The organism is Streptomyces sp. NPDC001108 (assembly GCF_053598535.1).
The window spans coordinates 892,153-910,800 of sequence record NZ_JBSFKL010000001.1 but is presented as its reverse complement, the minus strand read 5'-3'; the positions used below and the strand labels follow the sequence as shown (position 1 = coordinate 910,800).

General features: G+C 70.4%; 18 protein-coding genes and 2 tRNA genes. 14 read left to right on the top strand and 6 right to left on the bottom strand.

Annotation, left to right across the window (positions count from 1 at the left end):
* The first annotated feature begins 38 nt into the window (after positions 1-38).
* From gyrA to ACWC97_RS04090, 3 genes are all read left to right on the top strand, one after another.
* Positions 39-2,663 (top strand): DNA gyrase subunit A, encoded by a 2,625-nt coding sequence (gyrA, locus tag ACWC97_RS04100; RefSeq protein WP_385202756.1) that lies wholly within the window; start codon positions 39-41, stop codon positions 2,661-2,663.
* Positions 2,664-2,756: 93 nt separating this feature from the next.
* Positions 2,757-3,365: a DUF3566 domain-containing protein gene (locus ACWC97_RS04095; RefSeq protein WP_450647301.1), complete on the top strand. Its 609-nt coding sequence runs from the start codon at positions 2,757-2,759 to the stop codon at positions 3,363-3,365.
* Positions 3,366-3,441: 76 nt separating this feature from the next.
* Positions 3,442-3,518: transfer RNA gene (locus tag ACWC97_RS04090), tRNA-Ile, on the top strand.
* Between the two features lie 313 nt (positions 3,519-3,831).
* Here ACWC97_RS04090 and ACWC97_RS04085 read toward each other — a convergent pair.
* The gene (locus tag ACWC97_RS04085) at positions 3,832-4,206 is read right to left on the bottom strand and encodes a DUF6344 domain-containing protein (protein WP_352274061.1); all 375 of its coding nucleotides are present in this window, start codon (positions 4,204-4,206) and stop codon (positions 3,832-3,834) included.
* Positions 4,207-4,513: 307 nt separating this feature from the next.
* Between ACWC97_RS04085 and ACWC97_RS04080 the strand changes: the two genes are divergently transcribed.
* The gene (locus ACWC97_RS04080) at positions 4,514-4,648 is read left to right on the top strand and encodes a DLW-39 family protein (protein WP_312002983.1); all 135 of its coding nucleotides are present in this window, start codon (positions 4,514-4,516) and stop codon (positions 4,646-4,648) included.
* Between the two features lie 188 nt (positions 4,649-4,836).
* Complete coding sequence (locus ACWC97_RS04075) at positions 4,837-6,177, top strand: hypothetical protein (RefSeq protein WP_352274062.1); 1,341 nt, start codon at positions 4,837-4,839, stop codon at positions 6,175-6,177.
* A 24-nt stretch (positions 6,178-6,201) separates the two neighbouring features.
* On the opposite strand, the gene ACWC97_RS04070 is transcribed toward ACWC97_RS04075, so the two are convergent.
* Together ACWC97_RS04070 and ACWC97_RS04065 are read right to left on the bottom strand one after the other, a co-directional pair.
* Positions 6,202-7,518, bottom strand: coding sequence for a serine/threonine protein kinase (locus ACWC97_RS04070; protein WP_352274063.1), 1,317 nt, complete (start codon positions 7,516-7,518; stop codon positions 6,202-6,204).
* Between the two features lie 48 nt (positions 7,519-7,566).
* Positions 7,567-8,115: a helix-turn-helix domain-containing protein gene (locus tag ACWC97_RS04065; RefSeq protein ID WP_385202767.1), complete on the bottom strand. Its 549-nt coding sequence runs from the start codon at positions 8,113-8,115 to the stop codon at positions 7,567-7,569.
* Positions 8,116-8,285: 170 nt separating this feature from the next.
* Between ACWC97_RS04065 and ACWC97_RS04060 the strand changes: the two genes are divergently transcribed.
* A tRNA-Ala gene (locus tag ACWC97_RS04060) sits at positions 8,286-8,358 on the top strand.
* Between the two features lie 255 nt (positions 8,359-8,613).
* Here ACWC97_RS04060 and ACWC97_RS04055 read toward each other — a convergent pair.
* Positions 8,614-9,309 carry a DUF5324 family protein gene (locus ACWC97_RS04055; RefSeq protein WP_450647298.1) on the bottom strand — a complete coding sequence of 232 codons (696 nt, stop codon included), beginning with the start codon at positions 9,307-9,309 and terminating at the stop codon, positions 8,614-8,616.
* Positions 9,310-9,670: 361 nt separating this feature from the next.
* Here ACWC97_RS04055 and ACWC97_RS04050 point away from each other — a divergent pair, with 361 nt between their 5' ends.
* Positions 9,671-10,198 carry a peptidylprolyl isomerase gene (locus ACWC97_RS04050; RefSeq protein ID WP_352274066.1) on the top strand — a complete coding sequence of 176 codons (528 nt, stop codon included), beginning with the start codon at positions 9,671-9,673 and terminating at the stop codon, positions 10,196-10,198.
* A 174-nt stretch (positions 10,199-10,372) separates the two neighbouring features.
* Positions 10,373-11,275, top strand: a complete 903-nt coding sequence (locus tag ACWC97_RS04045; protein ID WP_352274228.1) for a rhomboid family intramembrane serine protease — start codon at positions 10,373-10,375, stop codon at positions 11,273-11,275.
* Between the two features lie 266 nt (positions 11,276-11,541).
* Here ACWC97_RS04045 and crgA read toward each other — a convergent pair whose 3' ends face one another.
* A complete protein-coding gene (gene crgA / locus ACWC97_RS04040) occupies positions 11,542-11,796 on the bottom strand; it encodes a cell division protein CrgA (RefSeq protein WP_352274067.1) in 255 nt (84 codons plus the stop codon).
* 141 nt (positions 11,797-11,937) lie between these two features.
* Between crgA and ACWC97_RS04035 the strand changes: the two genes are divergently transcribed.
* From ACWC97_RS04035 to ACWC97_RS04010, 6 genes are read left to right on the top strand one after another with little or no spacing between them, the layout of a single operon-like run.
* Positions 11,938-12,705 carry a DUF881 domain-containing protein gene (locus ACWC97_RS04035; protein WP_352274068.1) on the top strand — a complete coding sequence of 256 codons (768 nt, stop codon included), beginning with the start codon at positions 11,938-11,940 and terminating at the stop codon, positions 12,703-12,705.
* Positions 12,706-12,730: 25 nt separating this feature from the next.
* Positions 12,731-13,435 carry a class E sortase gene (locus ACWC97_RS04030; protein WP_450647296.1) on the top strand — a complete coding sequence of 235 codons (705 nt, stop codon included), beginning with the start codon at positions 12,731-12,733 and terminating at the stop codon, positions 13,433-13,435.
* A 55-nt stretch (positions 13,436-13,490) separates the two neighbouring features.
* On the top strand, positions 13,491-13,673 hold the full coding sequence (locus ACWC97_RS04025) for a hypothetical protein (protein WP_352274070.1): 183 nt from the start codon (positions 13,491-13,493) through the stop codon (positions 13,671-13,673).
* Positions 13,670-14,308: an aminodeoxychorismate/anthranilate synthase component II gene (locus ACWC97_RS04020; RefSeq protein ID WP_352274071.1), complete on the top strand. Its 639-nt coding sequence runs from the start codon at positions 13,670-13,672 to the stop codon at positions 14,306-14,308. Before ACWC97_RS04025 ends, ACWC97_RS04020 begins: the two co-directional genes overlap by 4 nt.
* The gene (locus ACWC97_RS04015) at positions 14,305-15,759 is read left to right on the top strand and encodes a class E sortase (RefSeq protein ID WP_450647294.1); all 1,455 of its coding nucleotides are present in this window, start codon (positions 14,305-14,307) and stop codon (positions 15,757-15,759) included. Before ACWC97_RS04020 ends, ACWC97_RS04015 begins: the two co-directional genes overlap by 4 nt.
* 27 nt (positions 15,760-15,786) lie before the next feature.
* Complete coding sequence (locus ACWC97_RS04010) at positions 15,787-16,527, top strand: class E sortase (protein WP_352274073.1); 741 nt, start codon at positions 15,787-15,789, stop codon at positions 16,525-16,527.
* 82 nt (positions 16,528-16,609) lie between these two features.
* Here the strand turns inward: ACWC97_RS04010 and pknB are convergent, their stop codons facing one another.
* Positions 16,610-18,583: a Stk1 family PASTA domain-containing Ser/Thr kinase gene (pknB, locus tag ACWC97_RS04005; RefSeq protein ID WP_352274074.1), complete on the bottom strand. Its 1,974-nt coding sequence runs from the start codon at positions 18,581-18,583 to the stop codon at positions 16,610-16,612.
* Positions 18,584-18,648 lie beyond the last annotated feature (65 nt).

Here is an 18,648-nt window from a genome sequence, read left to right as displayed (position 1 = left end):
ACCAGCCAAGCCGCCGCTCGAAAGGACTTTGACCAGCAATGGCCGACGAGAACACCCCTGTGACACCCGAAGAGGAGCCCGCCGTCACCGGTGTGGGCATGCGCGTCGAGCCCGTCGGGCTCGAAACGGAGATGCAGCGCTCCTACCTCGACTACGCGATGTCCGTCATCGTCTCGCGTGCGCTGCCGGACGTGCGGGACGGCCTCAAGCCCGTCCACCGCCGCGTGCTGTACGCGATGTACGACGGCGGCTACCGGCCCGAGAAGGGCTTCTACAAGTGCGCCCGCGTCGTCGGTGACGTCATGGGTACGTACCACCCGCACGGCGACTCCTCGATCTACGACGCGCTGGTCCGCCTCGCGCAGCCGTGGTCGATGCGGATGCCGCTGGTGGACTCCAACGGCAACTTCGGTTCCCCGGGCAACGACCCGGCCGCCGCCATGCGGTACACCGAGTGCAAGATGATGCCGCTGTCCATGGAGATGGTCCGGGACATCGACGAGGAGACCGTCGACTTCCAGGACAACTACGACGGCCGCAACCAGGAGCCGACGGTCCTGCCGGCCCGTTTCCCGAACCTGCTGGTGAACGGCTCCGCGGGCATCGCGGTCGGGATGGCGACCAACATCCCGCCGCACAACCTGCGCGAGGTCGCGGACGGCGCCCAGTGGTACCTGGAGCACCCCGAGGCGTCCCAGGAGGAGCTCCAGGACGCCCTGATCGAGCGGATCAAGGGCCCGGACTTCCCGACCGGCGCGCTGGTCGTGGGCCGCAAGGGCATCGAGGAGGCGTACCGCACAGGGCGCGGCTCCATCACGATGCGCGCGGTGGTCGCGGTCGAGGAGATCCAGAACCGGCAGTGCCTGGTCGTCACGGAGCTTCCGTACCAGACCAACCCGGACAACCTGGCGCAGAAGATCGCCGACCTGGTGAAGGACGGCAAGGTCGGCGGCATCGCCGACGTGCGCGACGAGACCTCCTCGCGGACCGGCCAGCGCCTGGTCGTGGTGCTGAAGCGAGACGCGGTCGCCAAGGTCGTCCTGAACAACCTGTACAAGCACACCGACCTCCAGTCGAACTTCGGCGCCAACATGCTGGCGCTGGTCGACGGGGTGCCGCGGACCCTCTCCATCGACGCGTTCATCCGCCACTGGGTGACGCACCAGATCGAGGTCATCGTCCGCCGTACGCGCTTCCGGCTGCGCAAGGCCGAGGAGCGGGCGCACATCCTGCGCGGCCTCCTGAAGGCCCTGGACGCGATCGACGAGGTCATCGCCCTCATCCGGCGCAGCCAGACCGTGGAGGTGGCGCGTGAGGGCCTGATGGGCCTGCTGGAGATCGACGAGCTCCAGGCGAACGCGATCCTGGAGATGCAGCTGCGCCGACTGGCCGCGCTGGAGCACCAGAAGATCACCGCCGAGCACGACGAGCTCCAGGCGAAGATCAACGAGTACAACGCGATCCTGGTGTCGCCGGAGCGGCAGCGGAAGATCGTCAGCGAGGAGCTGGCGGCCATCGTCGAGAAGTTCGGCGACGACCGGCGCTCCAAGCTGGTGCCCTTCGAGGGCGACATGTCCATCGAGGACCTGATCGCCGAGGAGGACATCGTCGTCACGATCACGCGTGGCGGCTATGTGAAGCGCACGAAGACGGACGACTACCGCTCGCAGAAGCGCGGCGGCAAGGGCGTGCGCGGGACGAAGCTCAAGGAAGACGACATCGTCGACCACTTCTTCGTCTCGACGACCCACCACTGGCTGCTGTTCTTCACCAACAAGGGCCGGGTGTACCGGGCCAAGGCGTACGAGCTGCCCGACGCGGGCCGGGACGCCCGCGGGCAGCACGTCGCCAACCTGCTGGCCTTCCAGCCGGACGAGCGGATCGCGCAGATCCTGGCGGTCCGCGACTACGAGGCCGCGCCGTACCTGATCCTGGCCACCAAGGGCGGCCTGGTGAAGAAGACCGCGCTGAAGGACTACGACTCGCCCCGTTCCGGCGGTGTCATCGCGATCAACCTCCGGGAGATGGAGGACGGTTCCGACGACGAGCTGATCGGCGCGGAGCTGGTGTCGGCCGAGGACGATCTGCTGCTCATCAGTAAGAAGGCCCAGTCGATCCGGTTCACCGCGACCGACGACGCGCTGCGTCCGATGGGCCGTGCGACCTCGGGCGTGAAGGGCATGAGCTTCCGCGAGGGCGACGAGCTGCTCTCGATGAACGTGGTCCGCCCGGGTACGTTCGTGTTCACCGCGACCGACGGCGGCTACGCGAAGCGGACCCCCGTCGACGAGTACCGGGTCCAGGGCCGTGGCGGTCTCGGCATCAAGGCTGCCAAGATCGTCGAGGACCGGGGCTCGCTGGTCGGCGCGCTGGTGGTGGAGGAGACGGACGAGATCCTCGCCATCACGCTCGGCGGCGGTGTGATTCGTACGCGAGTCAATGAAGTCAGGGAGACGGGCCGTGACACCATGGGCGTCCAACTGATCAATCTGGGCAAGCGCGATGCCGTTGTCGGTATTGCCCGTAACGCCGAGGCCGGCCACGAGGCCGAAGAGGTCGAGGGGTCCGAGGACCCCGGGGCCGCCGAGGCGGAGGGTGCCGAGAGCACGGTCGAAGGCAATGTCGAAGGCACGTCGCCTTCGGCCGGGGAGCACGAGGAGTAGAGCGTGAGTGGAGCCACGGGCGCCGGTTCGGCCGCTTCCGGAGCAGGAGCGAACGGTGCCCGTGGCCCCGCCACGGACTCCCGAGGGGGCACTGTGACGGACACCCGGGGGCCTCAGCCCCAGTACGAGGGCTACGCGAGCGGGCCGCTGCCCGGTGAGCGCGAGCCCGCACCGGGGCAGAGCGGGCCGTACCACCCGCCGCAGGCGTATCCCTCGCCTGCCGGCGGTACTCAGGGCGGCGGCCGCCAGCACGGTACGCACGGCGGCGCGCAGGGCGCGGGCGCCGCTCAGGCGGCGCGCAAGCCGCGTACGGGGGCGCGGACGACTCCGCGTACCCGCAAGGCACGGCTGCGGGTTGCCAAGGCCGACCCGTGGTCGGTGATGAAGGTGAGCTTCCTGCTCTCCATCGCGCTCGGCATCTGCACGGTGGTGGCGTCCGCCGTGCTCTGGATGGTCATGGACGCGATGGGCGTCTTCGAGGCCGTCGGCGGGACGATAAGCGAGGCGACCGGCTCCAGCGACGGCGCCGGCTTCGACCTGCAGGCGTTCCTGTCGCTGCCGAAGGTCCTCATCTTCACCTCGGTCATCGCCGTGATCGATGTGGTGCTGGCGACCGCGCTGGCGACGCTGGGCGCGTTCATCTACAACCTGTCGGCCGGTTTCGTGGGCGGTGTCGAGCTCACGCTGGCCGAGGACGAGTAGACCGCCGGATACCGATTTTGGGACTGGCCCCGACGTGCGCTAATCTTCAGAGGTCAGCGCGACACAACAGCGCGGCGGGGCTATAGCTCAGTTGGTTAGAGCGCATCCCTGATAAGGATGAGGCCACAGGTTCAAATCCTGTTAGCCCCACCAGAACGAAGGCCCTCACCGGAGACGGTGGGGGCCTTCGTCGTGTGTACGGCGGGAGCGCGTAGGTGCGGGCGTGGTGGCGCCGAGGACGTGCGGGACGGGCTCGGGCGCACGCCGGGGGAACTGATCCCTCGCCATGGGGGCGGGCCGCCGGTCGTGTTCGTCGCGGGAGCCGGGGCGTACCGCCCGGTGGCTGGTGCGGTCGGTGTGGCTGGAGCGGTCCGTGTGGGACGGCGGGGAGAGGCCGCTGGGCGCACGGAGAAGCCCCCGTCCGGTGCGAACCGGTCCGGGGGCTCAGGTGTCGGTCGTGCGGCCGTCAGGGCGGCAGCAGGGAGGCGTCCCCGGCCGGGGCCCCGTGCGAGGTGCGGGCGGCGCCCCTGGTCTCCCCGGCGTCCGTTCCGTCGTAGGAGGACAGATGGCGGGTGGCGGGCGAGGAACCGTGTGCCTCGGCGCGGATGCGCTGCTTCATCGTGGGTGGCAGGGCCCGGTCGCGGGGAAGGGTCCATCGCACGCTCGGGGTGGTCGCGGTCGCCGTGGTCTCGGCCATGTGCTCGTGGGTCGTGGTGGCCGACTCCGCGGCGCTCTGCTGCGTGGCCGAGGCCGGGGCGCTCATGAAGCCCAGCGCGGCGAGGAGGGCGAAGAGGGCGGTGACGAAGGAGGTCCAGATGTTCCTGGGCTGGAAGGAGTTCATGACCCCTCGCTTTCGGGTGGTCCGGTTTGCTTACCTTTCCGATGATGTGGATCGGACCGCCGATTTCCTGGACCGACGCCACCGATTCGCGGATCTTCGGATGAACACCACTCGTATGGTTCAACCGGCTCCGGCGGATCCGCCGCAGGTCACGGACCGGGCCGGGTTTCACCGTCCCCCGCCGCCCCGAAGGATCGCTTTTCCCCGGGCGCCAGTTGGGCCACAGGCAGGTCACCGGTTGATATCGGCCGGTGTGTATAGTCGGGCGGCAGAAGTCCCCTACGTCAAGGAAAGACGAGGTCGCGCGGTGAAGAAGTTTCTCCTGGTCGCACTGGCCGCCATCGGCGGGCTCCTCGTGTACCGCCAGATCCAGGCGGATCGCGCCGAGCAGGATCTGTGGACGGAGGCGACCGACTCCGTGCCCGCAGGTTCGGGTGTGTGAGTCAGAACAGCCTGATTGCGGGCCCCGGTCGCCGAGCGGCCGGGGCTTCGTGCTGTTGCGGGACCGTGACGGCCGTGCTCTTGAAGTTCGTCGGAGCACATCAATACGTTGCCTGAGCAAAACGGCCGGGTCCCCGGGGCGGCGGCACGGCGTCGCGGGGCGGGGCGGACGACGAGGGGAAGCGCGTGATGAGGCGGCGCAGCAGGGGCCGGGTGGCGCTGGCCGCGGTCGCGGCGATGTGGATGGCGGCGACGCTGCCGGGACAGGCGTACGGGGCCGGGGAGGTTCCCGCGTACGCCTTCGATCCGGGGGCGGAACGGGTCGCGGGGGCCGAGTTCAGCACCCAGGCCCCGGCCCTGAAGGACGGATCGGTCTACCGGAGCTCGATCAAGCCCGGTGAGAAGCTCTACTACCGCCTCGATCTCGACGCCCGGACCAACGCGTACGTCTCGGCGGTGGCCGTGCCCAAGGGCGGCGGCCGGGTCGCGTACGGGGACGGGATCACGGTCAGCGTCCGCGACAGCACGGACCTGCGGTGCAGCTCGGAGGACGCGCGGTTCCAGTCGGCGGAGTTCCCGCGGCCGATCGCCGCGTACGCCTACCGGATGGTGGAGAAGGACGGCAGCACCTGCCAGGAGGCCGGGACGTACAACGTCCTGATCGAGCGGGAGAGCAAGGGCAGCTCCTCGCAGGAACCCTGGGACCTGGAGCTGCGCCACGTGGCGGAGCCGGAGCCGAAGGCGGCCGGCTCGATGCCGACCGAGGCCCCGGAGAACTGGCCGTCGGCCTCGCCGCCACCGCCCACCGCCGCCCCGCAGAAGCGGTCCGGCGGCAGCAGCTACTACGACGCCACCGGCCTGGAGACCGGCGAGTGGCAGGAGGAGGGCGGCATCCGGCCGGGGCAGACCCTCTTCTACCGGGTGCCGGTCGACTGGGGCCAGCAGATCTTCGCCACCGCCGACCTGAGCAACAGCACCACCTCGGACGCGTACGTCGGCAACGCGCTCGCGCTCTCCCTGGACAACCCGGCGCACGGCCACGTCGACTCGGCGACCCCGCTCTCGTACTCCGGGAAGTCCGCCTCCGTCTCGCTGGACCCGCTGCCGCCGGTGGCGTACGAGAACCGCTTCGACTTCTCGGGCAGCGTCTCCGGGATGCGGTTCGCCGGCTGGTACTACCTGTCGGTGACGCTGAGCCCGGCCGTCGCGAAGTCGTACGGGGACCGGGCGATTCCACTGACCCTGAAGGTCAAGGTCGAGGGGAAGGCGGGCAGTTCGCCGTACGCGGGCGACGCCGGGCCCTTCTCGGTCACCAAGAACGACAAGGACCTGGCGCACTCCGGGAAGAGCGGTCCGCAGGCGGCCCGCAGCGACACCATGACGGTGGTCGGCGTGGCCGGGATCGGCACCGGGACGGTGCTGGTGCTCGGCCTCGGCGGATGGACCCTGCTGGCGCGGCGGCGCGCGGCCGCCGCCCCGGCGGTTCCGGCCGGCGGCGAACCGTACGGAAACCCGCCGCAGGCCTTCTGAGCCGTCTCCGGGCCCGTGGGGCGGTCAGGGCTGGGTCAGCGCCCAGATGCCCACCGCGAAGCAGACCAGCGCCACCAGCAGCACCGGGACCGCCACCTTCGGGGACGGTCCCGTGCGCCGCCCGGTAGCGGCGGCCGTGACGGGGGCGTGCGCCGGGGTCTGCGGCTGGCCGACGGTGTACGCCCGGGTGAGCGGGGGCTCGTTCCGTACGGCGGCCGTGGGCGCCTGCGAGAGGTCCTGCGGGGAGTCCTGCCCGTACGCCGCGGCGTACGGGTGAGCGGGCTGCGGCGGAACGGTGGAGTGCGGCGTGCCGGGCTGCGCGGGGGCGGGCGTGGGAACGGGCTGGGGCGCGGACGTGGGCGTGGGCTGCTGCGGGGGCGGCGGAAGGTGGAAGCTGCCCGTCTCCGACATCGAGACCGGCGGCCGGGCGTGCGGCGGCTGCCGCGCGGGCTCCTCGGCCTTCACCGGGCCGTCGGGGCCGAAGCCCGGCGGCAGCGGCCCGAGTTGGTCGAAGACCTCGACCGGCTCGTCGTCCGGCCCCGGCTCCGGAAGCATCTCGACCGCGGCCAGCAGCGCCTTGCGGGCACCCGTGGCCGTACGGAACCGAGCCTGGGGGTCCGGCTGGATCAGCCCCGCCAGGACCTGCCACAGCGGCTCGGGTATGCCCTCCGGGGCGGAGGGCGTGCCGTACGCGGCGAAGTGCTCGACGAGCGCCTGTGCGTCGGGCTTCTGCCCCTGGAGCAGATAGAGCGCGACCAGGCCGACCGCGAACAGGTCGGCCGGGAAGTCGGGTTCCGCGCCCATCATCTGCTCGGGGGCGAAGTAACCCGGCGTTCCCACCACGTAGTTGGTCTCGGTGAGGCGCGGCTCGCCCTTGCGCATGGAGATGCCGAAGTCGGAGAGCCGCAGATGCGGCCGGCCCGTACCGGTCGCCTCCATAAGGATGTTGGCCGGTTTGATGTCCCGGTGCACCACCCCCTCGGCGTGCACCGTGGAGAGGCCGGACAGCAGCTGGTCGAGGAGGGTGCAGACGAAACGGTGCGGCAACGGACCGTAGTCACCGATGACATGGGCCAGCGAACCGCCGCTCACCAGATCCATGGTGAACAGCACCTTGTCGTCGTCCGCGGCCCAGCTGGCGGGCGCGAGCACGTGCGGGTGCTCGATCCGCAGCGCCTGCTCGCGGACGAAGCGCAGCAGCGTGTGCGCGTCGCTCTGCTGAAGGACCTTGGCCGCCACATAACGGCGGCGCCGGTGGTCCCAGGCCCGCCAGACCGCGCCGACCCCACCACGCCCGATCGGATCGATCAGCTCGTACCGTCCGGCGAAGACCTCACCCATAGCGCTGCGCCCGCTCCCTGATCCGCCCTGTCCCCCCGACGGGAAGGGCTAGCCCTGGTGTCCCTCGTAGTGCGCCACCGCTTCCGCGGTGCGCCCCGCGCCGTACACCTTGAGGAACTCTGCCAGCTCCGGGTGGGTCGGGGCGAGGGAGTCGGCGGCTTCGATGATGTCTCCGGCCGCCGCGACCGACCTCAGCAGCGACTGGATCTCGCGGACCACGCGACGGACGGTGGGGGCGCCGCCGGTGGTCGTGGTCTGGCCGGTCGAGGTGAGGACGGATCCGCCCTGGGACTTCTTGATCTCCTCCATGCGCTGGGTGGCCTCGCCCGCGCTGACACTGCCGTCCGCGACCTGCCCGGAGAGCTCCTGGAGCGCTTGGACGCGCTGGACGACCGCGGGGTTGCCGATCTTCGCCCGCTGGCCGCTCATGAGCTGCGAGAGCATGGGGGCGGACAGCCCGAGCACGGCGGCGAGCCGGGCCTGGTTGAGGCCGAGGTCATCTATCAGCCGGCGGAACAGCGCACCGAGAGGCTCCCCGTACCAACTGCGCTGGAGTTCACGGGCCCGTGCCGTTGTCTCGTGCTGCGCTGCGTCCATGGCGTCTCCCCTTCGCTGCGGCTTCGCTGCTGCGAACCTCGCCGAGCATCTTACGGAGCGTGGTCGCCGACCGGGAGACCCCATATTGTTTGCAGGATTCCGGGGGGTACCCGGTACTCTGGTCTGCGGCGGTGGCCGGGACGGGCAAGTGTCCGTGGCTGTCCGTTTTCGGGGCCTTAGCTCAGTTGGTAGAGCGCTGCCTTTGCAAGGCAGATGTCAGGAGTTCGAATCTCCTAGGCTCCACACCTTCAACCCCTCCGATCTGCGGGAACAGGATCGGAGGGGTTTTTCTGTCCTGATTTTTCCATGCCGACGCCCTGGCATGGAGTTGTCGGCGAGCGGCCCGGGCCCGAGTTCGCGTGGCCGGGTTCGTACTGCCGTCGTCCGCACGGCCGTTGGGCCCGGGCCGCACACCTGACGCGGCGCTCCGGGCCCGGACGGGTCCGTCGCACCGGTCCGGGCCCTCCGCGGCGCACCGCCGGCGGAACCGGACCGCGCTCAGCGCCCGCCGTCCGGTCCTTCCGGCCCGTCCGACCCACCGGCCATCCCCTCGTCGGGCTCGGCCGGTCCGCTGCCGTCGACCGAGGTCAGCGGCGTACGGCCGGAGACCTCCGTGGCGGCGGGCGGTTCGACCAGCCAGTCGGGGTCGGACTGCCGGTCCCACCAGCGCCAGAGGGCGTACGCGCCGCCCGCCACGAGACCGGCCACGAGGAAGCACCGGCCCAGCCGCCCGGCCTTCGCCCGGCGCGCGTGCCTCCTGTCCAGCCGTCGGATCTCGTCCGCGGTGACCTGCCCGCGCAGGGCGGCCAGCGCGGCGGCACCGCGCGCCGTGGCCTCCTCGGCCATCGGCTGGGCCGCGGCCATCGCCTGTTCGACCCGTGGCACGGTGTACTCTGCGGCGGACCGGGCCGCCAGGCGGGTACGGAGCGCGGCGCGGCGGCCGGCCTCGTCGATCCGGGGCGGCACATGGGCGAGGGCCTGCTCGATCCGCGGCGCCAGATGGGAACCGTACTGGTCGCGGGCCTGCTGGGCCGCCTTGGACAACTTCGGCGCCAGCCGCGCGCGGGCCTCGCACGCGAGATACGCGGCCTGCTCCCTGGCCGTGTCGGCGTAGGGCGCCACCACGTCCGCGGCGTGCTGCACGCTCTCCTTCGCCGAGTCGGTTGCGGCGCGCACGCTGTCGATGCGGGTCACGTGATCCTCCTCCTTGGTGGCGGGTCGATACTCCGCCTTTCCACCCATTCCGAGATCATGCCTGCCGGATTCCGGTCCGGCATGCGGGGCGGGCATCCGGGGTACCCGGCCGTGTGGGGCGCACCCCCCCGGCGTTCCAGGGGTCCGGCGCGGCGGGAACCTCCGTAGCGTGATGTCACGCTTCGTCCCGTGATGCGGCAGGGAGGTGAGTGCCACGCCCCCCGGGCGGCGGCGGTCGGCCCGGGCGCGCGGTCCGTGCGAGGATCGATGGAGCGTCACTGACGATGGACAACCGGTGAGCGGCCCCGAGGGTCCGATGCCCCGGCGGCCGACATCACGCAAGACTCACGGAAGGCAGATCGTGGCTGAGCAGCTTTACGCCACCCTGAAGACCAACCAGGGCGACATCGAGATCCGGCTCCTGCCGAACCACGCGCCCAAGACCGTCAAGAACTTCGTCGAACTCGCCAAGGGCGAGCGGGAGTGGACGGACCCCAAGACCGGACAGCCGACGCGTGCCCCGCTGTACGACGGCACCATCTTCCACCGCGTCATCAGCGGCTTCATGCTCCAGGGCGGCGACCCGCTCGGCAACGGAACCGGTGGGCCGGGGTACCAGTTCGCCGACGAGTTCCACCCCGATCTCGCCTTCAACAAGCCGTACCTGCTGGCCATGGCCAACGCCGGACCGGGTACCAACGGCTCGCAGTTCTTCGTGACCGTGTCGCCGACCGCCTGGCTGACCGGCAAGCACACCATCTTCGGCGAGGTCACCAACGAGGCCAGCAAGAAGGTCGTGGACGCGATCGCCGAGACCCAGACCAACCCCCGTACCGACCGTCCGCTGCAGGACGTCGTGATCGAGTCGGTCGTCATCGAGACCCGATGATCACCACGGGTCGTCACCCGGTCACGGATTGATCCCCGGACCGGGAACCTGCCGCCCCGTTCGTCCGTATTGATACATAGTGGACGAGCGGGGCGGCAGGGTGCATGCCGCCCCCGTCACGGCGCCGTGCCCGCCATGGCCACGACCGGAAGGGGACGGGAAACGATGGGACCGATGGATCAGCAGCAGCCGCCGAGCGGCGGCGAGCCGCCCGCCGTGGACGGCTCGCTCGGCTGCTACCGCCACCCCGGCCGCGAGGCGAACGTCCGGTGCACCCGCTGCGAGCGGCCGATCTGCCCCGAATGCATGGTCGACGCCTCGGTCGGCTTCCAGTGTCCCGACTGCGCCGGCCAGGGGTCGGGTACGGGACACGTCCCCGCCCCCGGGGCGCCGCGCAAGGCCCCGGGTGGCTCCCTCGCCGCCGATCCCCGCCTGATCACCAAGATCCTGCTCGGTATCAACATCGCCGTGTACCTGGCGGTCCTGGCCCAGGGCACGGAGCTGGTCGTCCGGCTGATGCTGTTCGGCCGCCATCAGATCTACTACGGCGGCCCGCTCGAAGGCGTCGCCGAGGGGCAGTGGTACCGGCTGGTGACGTCGATGTTCCTGCACCAGGAGGTGTGGCACATCGCGTTCAACATGCTGGGGCTGTGGTGGCTCGGCGGCCCGCTGGAGGCGGCGCTCGGCCGGGCCCGGTACCTCACGCTGTACCTGCTCTCCGGCCTGGCGGGCAGCGCCCTCACCTACTGGCTCGCCGCGCCCGGCCAGAGCTCGCTCGGCGCCTCCGGGGCGGTCTTCGGGCTGCTGGGCGCCACCATCGTGCTGATGCGCCGGCTCAACTACGACATGCGCCCGGTCCTCGTACTGCTCGCGGTGAACCTGGTCATCACGTTCAACCCCTGGGGCGGGATCGCCTGGCAGGCGCATGTGGGCGGGCTGATCGCGGGCATGGTGATCGCCGTCGGCATGGTGTACGCCCCCCGCGAGCGGCGCTCGCTGGTGCAGTACGGCACCTGTGCTCTGGTCCTGCTGGCCGTGGTCCTCGTGGTCGTCGGCAGAACGGCCGCCCTGACCTGAGCGGCCCCGGGCGGCCCGAACGGCTCATCCGCAGTCGTACTTGTCCACAGCGCGTGCCGGATCTTGCGCACTCGGTGGGAACAACTGTGCCCCTTGTCGCTGAGCTGGGTTTCTCCAGCCGGGACAAGGGGCGTGTCGTCCCCTGATGAGGGAGACTGCAGTCACACCGGCGTCAACTCTCGGGGAGTTATCCACAGATCGTCTGACCTTTTCCCCCGCCTGTGGATAACGGTGTGGACAACGGTGGGCTAAGGGGGCCGAGGGTGCTACTTCCACTGCGTGGAGACACCGAAGCCACCGGCGATGAAGCCGAAGCCGACCACGATGTTCCAGTTGCCCAGGTCCTGGATCGGCAGGTCGCCGTCGGTCACGTAGAAGACGACGATCCAGGCCAGCCCGATCAGGAAGAGCGCCAGCATCACGGGCGCCACCCAGCTACGGCTGGTCAGCTTTATGTTGGTTGCCTGCTTCGCCGGGGGCGGCGTGAAGTCGGCCTTCTTGCGGATACGTGACTTCGGCACGAGGAACTCTCCTGTCGATGCGCTGCGTGACCGCGCAGGGAACTGTGTCGGGCGCCGGGGTGGGGCTCAAGGGGGAATACTGCCTCCCCCGGGCGTCCGTTAGCGTAGTGCTTCCCTGGTGCCTAAGGAGATAAGGGTACGTTGAGCAATTCTGCCGACTCCCGAGAAGGCCCGGTCCGGCGCACGTTCCGGCACCCGGCCCGGGTGCTCACCGCTGCCGTCTTCGCGCTCGCCGGGCTGATCTTCGTGACCAGCGCCAACACGGCCAAGGGCACCAACATCCGCACCGACTCCTCGCTGCTGAAGCTCTCCGACCTCATCCAGCAGCGCAGCGGCAAGAACGCCCAGTTGGACGAGGTCAACGCGGTCGCGCGCGACGACATCGACGCCCTGGTCCGGGAGGACGACGGCAGCACGAAGGCGGAGGCCGCCAGGCTGGGTGCGCTGGAGCGCGTCGCCGGCACCAGGAAGCTCACCGGCCGCTCGGTCTCCGTCACGCTCGACGACGCCCCGCCCAACGCCACCGCCAGCCCCGGCTACCCCGATCCGCAACCCAACGACCTGGTCATCCACCAGCAGGACCTGCAAGCGGTGGTCAACGCCCTCTGGCAGGGCGGCGCCCGGGGCATCCAGGTCATGGACCAGCGGCTGATCTCCACCAGCGCGGTCCGCTGCGTCGGGAACACCCTGATCCTCCAGGGCCGGGTCTACTCCCCGCCGTACAAGATCACCGCGGTCGGTGACCCGGGGCGGCTCAAGCAGGCGCTCAACGACTCCCCGGCGATCAGCAACTACCTGCTGTACGTGAAGGCCTACGGGCTCGGCTGGAAAGTCGACGAGCACGAGGCGGTGACTCTTCCCGGCTACTCGGGCACAGTGGACCTCCACTATGCGGAGCCCGTGAAGTAGCCAGCGGCTGTGGGGAGGCCGGCAGGTGTCGGTGCGACTGGTCGTCAGGACGCTCAGCGAACTCTGCCTCACCGTCGGCGCCTTGATCGTACTCTTCGTGGTGTACGTCCTGTTCTGGACGGGAGTGCGGGCGGCGGGCGCAGCCGAGGGGCAGATCGAATCGCTCCACGACCAGTGGGACCGCGGAACGGCCTCCGCCCCGGAGACCACCCCGTCGTCCGCCCCGGCCGCTCCGCAGCGGCCCGCCGCGCCCGCGTACCGCGACGGCAAGCCGTTCGCGATGATGTACATCCCCCGCTTCGGCAAGGGCTGGGAGTGGCCGGTCCTGGAGAACACCGAGGTCAGGACCCTGCAGAAGGGTCTCGGCCACTACGCGGGGACGGCCCGCCTCGGCGCGAGCGGCAACTTCGCGGTGGCCGGCCACCGGCGCACCTACGGGGACCCGTTCAAGGACTTCCCGAAGCTGCGACGGGGCGACGCGGTGCTGCTGACGGACGGGACGACGTGGTTCACGTACCGCATCGGACGTACGCCGTACCGGACGGTGCCGAGCGATGTCGGGGTCATCGACCCCGTCCCCCGGAAGTCCGGTTTCGACGGGTCGGGGCGCTATCTGACGCTGACCACCTGCGACCCCGAGTGGGGAAGCAGCCACCGGCTGATCGTCTGGGCCCACCTGGACGCCACCCAGCCCGTGGCGGACGGCAGGCCCGCGGCTTTCCACAGCTGACCCACGCCGTCGCCGCGGCCCTTTAGTCTGGTCCCGTACCGAATGGAGGGACGACATGTACGGCTGGATCTGGCGGCATCTGCCGGGCAACTCGTGGGTGCGTGCGCTCATCTCGCTGGCGCTGGTGCTGGCCGTCGTCTACGTGCTCTTCCAGTACGTCTTCCCCTGGGCGGAGCCGTTGCTTCCGTTCGGTGACGTGACGGTCGACGGCGCGACGGGGACGGGAGGCGGCCGGTGAGTGCCCGCATTCTTGTCGTGGACAACTACGACAGCTTCGTCTTCAACCTCGTCCAGTACCTCTACCAGCTCGGCGCCGAGTGCGAGGTGCTGCGCAACGACGAGGTGACCACGGCGCACGCCCAGGACGGCTTCGACGGGGTCCTCCTGTCGCCCGGCCCCGGCACTCCGGAGGAGGCGGGCGTCTGCGTCGAGATGGTGCGCCACTGCGCGGCGACGGGCGTCCCGGTCTTCGGGGTCTGCCTGGGCATGCAGTCGATGGCGGTGGCCTACGGCGGTGTGGTGGACCGCGCCCCGGAGCTGCTGCACGGCAAGACCTCGCCGGTGACCCACGAGGGGGCGGGGGTCTTCGCCGGCCTGCCCTCCCCCTTCACCGCGACCCGCTACCACTCGCTCGCCGCCGAACCGGACACCGTACCGGCGGAGTTGGAAGTGACGGCGCGGACGGCCGACGGCATCATCATGGGGCTGCGCCACCGTGAGCTGCCGGTGGAGGGCGTCCAGTTCCACCCGGAGTCCGTGCTGACCGAGTACGGCCACCTGATGCTGGCCAACTGGCTGGTGCGGTGCGGCGACACAGGGGCCGTCGCGCGGTCGGCGGGGCTCGCGCCGGTGGTGGGCAAGGCCGTCGCGTGACCTCGCCCCGCCCCGGACCGGACGCCGGACAGGACGGCCCGTACGAGCAGGGCGCACACGGGGCCGCGGGCGCGTTCGAGGCGGCTGTCGACGGGCTGGCGGATCCGCTGACCGATCCGCTGCCGGGGCGGCACTCCTCGCCGTGGTTCAGGGCGGACACCGTCCCGGCCCAGCCGTCGGGGCCGGAGGCCGTTCCCGGGGCGGGCCAGCACCGGGCCCCGGAGCAGCGGCCACAGGGCGCGTACGGCGCGCAGAGCCCCGCGGAGACCCCGCGGGAGTGGTACGACCCCGAGGGCTTCGAACGGGACTGGTACGGGCAGCAGACGCCCGCGCCGGATCCCGGCGCCCAGGCCACCGAGGTCCTGTCCCGGGTCCCTGCGGCCCCCGACCCGGTCCGGCCCCCGGACGCCGCGGCGCCGGTACCGGACGTTCCAGCCTTCGACGGTCAGGCCTTCGACGCTCCGGGTTCCCGGATCATGGACTCGGGGATGGCGGGTCCCGGGACGGCGGATTCCGGGATCCTCGGCTCCGGGGGCATGGGTTCCGGGGTTCCGGACCCGCTCTCCGGGCTGGACCCGGAGGATCCGGTTCCGTTGCTGGATCCCGAGCCGCGTACCGAACCCGAGCCGCGTACCGGGGGCCGTGCCGAGCGTCGTCGCGCCGCCAAGGGGCGGGGGCGGCGCCGTGCCGAGCCGCGCCAGGAGACCGCGCCGCCCGTCGCACCGTCCGGCCGGCCGATGTCGCGCGTCGAGGCGCGGCGTGCGGCGCGCGCGGCCAAGGACAGCCCCGCGGTGGTGGCCAGCCGGGTCACCGGCGAGCTGTTCATCACGCTCGGCGTGCTGATGCTGCTGTTCGTCACGTACCAGCTGTGGTGGACGAACGTCCGCGCCAACCAGTACGCGGGCAAGGAGACCCACAAGATCCAGGACGACTGGGCCAAGGGCGACCGCAACCCCGGCGTGTTCGAGGCCGGTCAGGGCTTCGCGATCATCCACATCCCGAAGCTGGACGTGGTCGCCCCGATCGCCGAGGGCATCAGCAAGGACAAGGTCCTCGACCGGGGCATGGTCGGGCACTACAGCGAGGGCTCGCTCCGTACCGCGATGCCCTCGGCGAAGAAGGGCAACTTCGCCCTGGCCGGTCACCGCAACACCCACGGCGAGCCGTTCCGCTACATCAACCGGCTGAACCCCGGCGACGAGATCGTCGTCGAGACGCAGGACGCGTACTACACGTACGAGATGACGAGCATGCTGCCGCAGACGTCGCCGTCCAACGTCTCGGTGATCGACCCGATCCCGCGCGGTTCGGGCTTCACCAAGCCCGGCCGGTACATCACACTGACGACCTGTACACCGGAATTCACGAGTACGTACCGTTTGATCGTCTGGGGCAAGATGATCGACGAACGGCCGCGCAGCAAGGGGAAGCCCGACGCGCTCGTGGGCTGAGTCAACATCACGACAGGGATGGGTGCGGTGACGGCTAGGACCGAGCATGACGAGCAGACCGGCGAGCCGGCACCCCCGCTTCCGCCCCCGCCCCGGAGCCGGGGAAGGCATCCCGTCGCGACCGCGGTCAGTCTCTTCGGCGAGCTGCTGATCACCGCCGGTCTGGTGCTGGGCCTCTTCGTCGTCTACTCCCTCTGGTGGACGAACGTCCTCGCCGACCGGGAGGCCACCAAGCAGGGCGACACCGTCCGCGACCGCTGGGCGGGCGGGCCGGGCGCGCTGGACACCAAGGACGGCATCGGCTTCCTGCACGTCCCCGCGATGAGGAACGGCGAGGTGCTGGTCAAGAAGGGCACCGACACCGAGAACCTGAACGACGGCATCGCCGGCTACTACACCGACCCGGTGAAGTCGGCCCTCCCGTGGGACAAGAAGGGCAACTTCACCCTGGCCGCCCACCGCGACGGGCACGGCGCCAAGTTCCACAACATCGACAAGCTGCGGACCGGCGACCCGGTCGTCTTCGAGACCCGGGACACCTGGTACGTCTACAAGGTCTTCAAGGAGCTGCCCGAGACGTCGAAGTACAACGTCGACGTCCTGCAGCCGGTGCCGGAGGGCTCGGGCGCGAAGAAGCCGGGCCGCTACATCACGCTGACGACCTGCACGCCGGTCTACACCTCGAAGTACCGCTACATCGTGTGGGGCGAGCTGGTGCGCACCGAGAAGGTGGACAAGGACCGCACGAAGCCGGCGGAGCTGCGCTGAGCGCACCCGCCGCCCGCGTACGACGAAGGGCCCCGGTCACCAGATGGTGACCGGGGCCCTTCGCGGTGGCGTACCTACCGGCTCAGCGGCGTGAGCCGGACGGGCCGCCGAAGATATTGCCGTCACCGCCGCCCGGCATGGTCTGCACGTTGACCGCGCTGTTCTTGTCGACCTGCTGGCCGGCTCCCGGCTGGAAGCCGATGACCCTCGCGTTGTCGTCGCTCGGGCCCTGCACCTGGCCGAGCTGGAGCCCCGCCCCGGCGAGCAGGCCCTTCACCTCACCGATGGTCTTGCCGCGCAGATCCGGCACGGTGGCCTTCTCCGGCTCCTGCGGGCCCTTGGAGACCTTCAGGACGATCGGGGTGTTCTTCGGCTGCTTGCTCGGACCGGCCGGGCTCTGCTCGATGACCGTGCCCGCGGGCTGCTCCGAATCCACCTGCTGCTGGGAGATGTTGGTGAACCCGAGCGGGGAGAGCTGGGCCAGTGCCTGGTCGATGGTCCGGCTGCGAACGTCCGGAAGGTCTGCCTCCGCCTGCTTGGCGACGGTGATCGTGACCTCGGAGTTCTTCTCCGCCTTCGCGTTGCCCGCGGGGTCCTGCCGGATGACCGTGTCCGGCGACTTCTCGGACTCCTCCGTGACGACCTTGACCGTGAAGCCCTTGTCCTCCAGCGCCTTCCGGGCACTGTCCTGGGACTTCTCCGTGACGTCCGGGACCTCGATCTTGGGAGCACCGGTGGAGACGACGACCGTGACGGTGTCCTGCTTCTCCATCGGAGTGTCGGCCTCCGGCGTCTGGCTGCAGATCTTGCCCTTCGGCTGGTCCTCGCACTCCTTGCGCGAGCCGACCTTCATGACGACTTCGGCGTTCCCCGCGCGTTGCTCCGCCGCGTCGACGGTCAGGCCGACCAGGTTCGGTGCGTCGACCTGGGTGTCCTTCTTGTTGTCGCTGAAGACGGCCTGGCCGATCAGGATCGCGCCGATCAGCACCAGGACGCCCGCGACGATCAGCAGGATCGTGGAGGTGTTGCTCTTCTTCTGGCGGCGCCGGTCCGGCCGGTCGTCGTAGCTGCCGTCCTCCGGGTTGACCGGGGGCAGCATGGAGGTGGCGGCGCCGTTCTGGTCCGCGGGGCGCAGTGCGGTGGTCGGCTGTTCGTTGCCGTACCCGTCGTAGCCGCCGTAACCGGCCGCGCCCATCGCCGCGGTGGCGGCGACCGGCCGGCCGTCGAGGCACGCCTCGATGTCGGCCCGCATCTCGTCGGCCGACTGGTAGCGGTAGTCGGGGTCCTTGACCAGCGCCTTCATCACGATCGCGTCCATCTCGGGCGTGATCTCGGGATCGAAGGTGCTCGGCGGCTGCGCCTCTTCCCGTACGTGCTGGTAGGCGACCGCGACCGGGGAGTCCCCGATGAAGGGCGGCCGGACGGTGAGCAGCTCGTACAGCAGGCAGCCGGTCGAGTAGAGGTCGGAGCGCGCGTCGACCTGCTCGCCCTTGGCCTGCTCGGGGGAGAGGTACTGGGCGGTGCCGATGACGGCGGCGGTCTGGGTCATCGTCATCCCGGAGTCGCCCATGGCGCGGGCGATGCCGAAGTCCATGACCTTGACCTGGCCGGTGCGCGTCAGCATGACGTTCGCCGGCTTGATGTCGCGGTGGACGATTCCGGCGCGGTGCGAGTACTCCAGCGCCTGGAGGATGCCGACGGTCATCTCCAGGGTGCGCTCGGGCAGCAGCTTGCGGCCGGAGTGCAGAAGCTCCCTGAGGGTCGACCCGTCGACGTACTCCATCACGATGTACGGGATGGAGACCCCGTCGACGTAGTCCTCGCCGGTGTCGTAGACGGCGACGATCGCCGGGTGGTTGAGCGAGGCAGCGGACTGGGCCTCACGGCGGAACCGGGCCTGGAACGACGGGTCACGGGCCAGGTCGGCCCGGAGCGTCTTCACGGCTACGGTGCGGCCGAGCCGGGTGTCGTGTGCGAGGTACACCTCGGCCATGCCACCACGGCCGAGCACCGAGCCCAGCTCGTACCGGCCGCCGAGGCGACGCGGCTCTTCCATAACTGTTCCAGCCCTCTCCGTCAGTCCCGACCACACCGGTGTGTGGTCCGGCGGTGTGCTGCTCG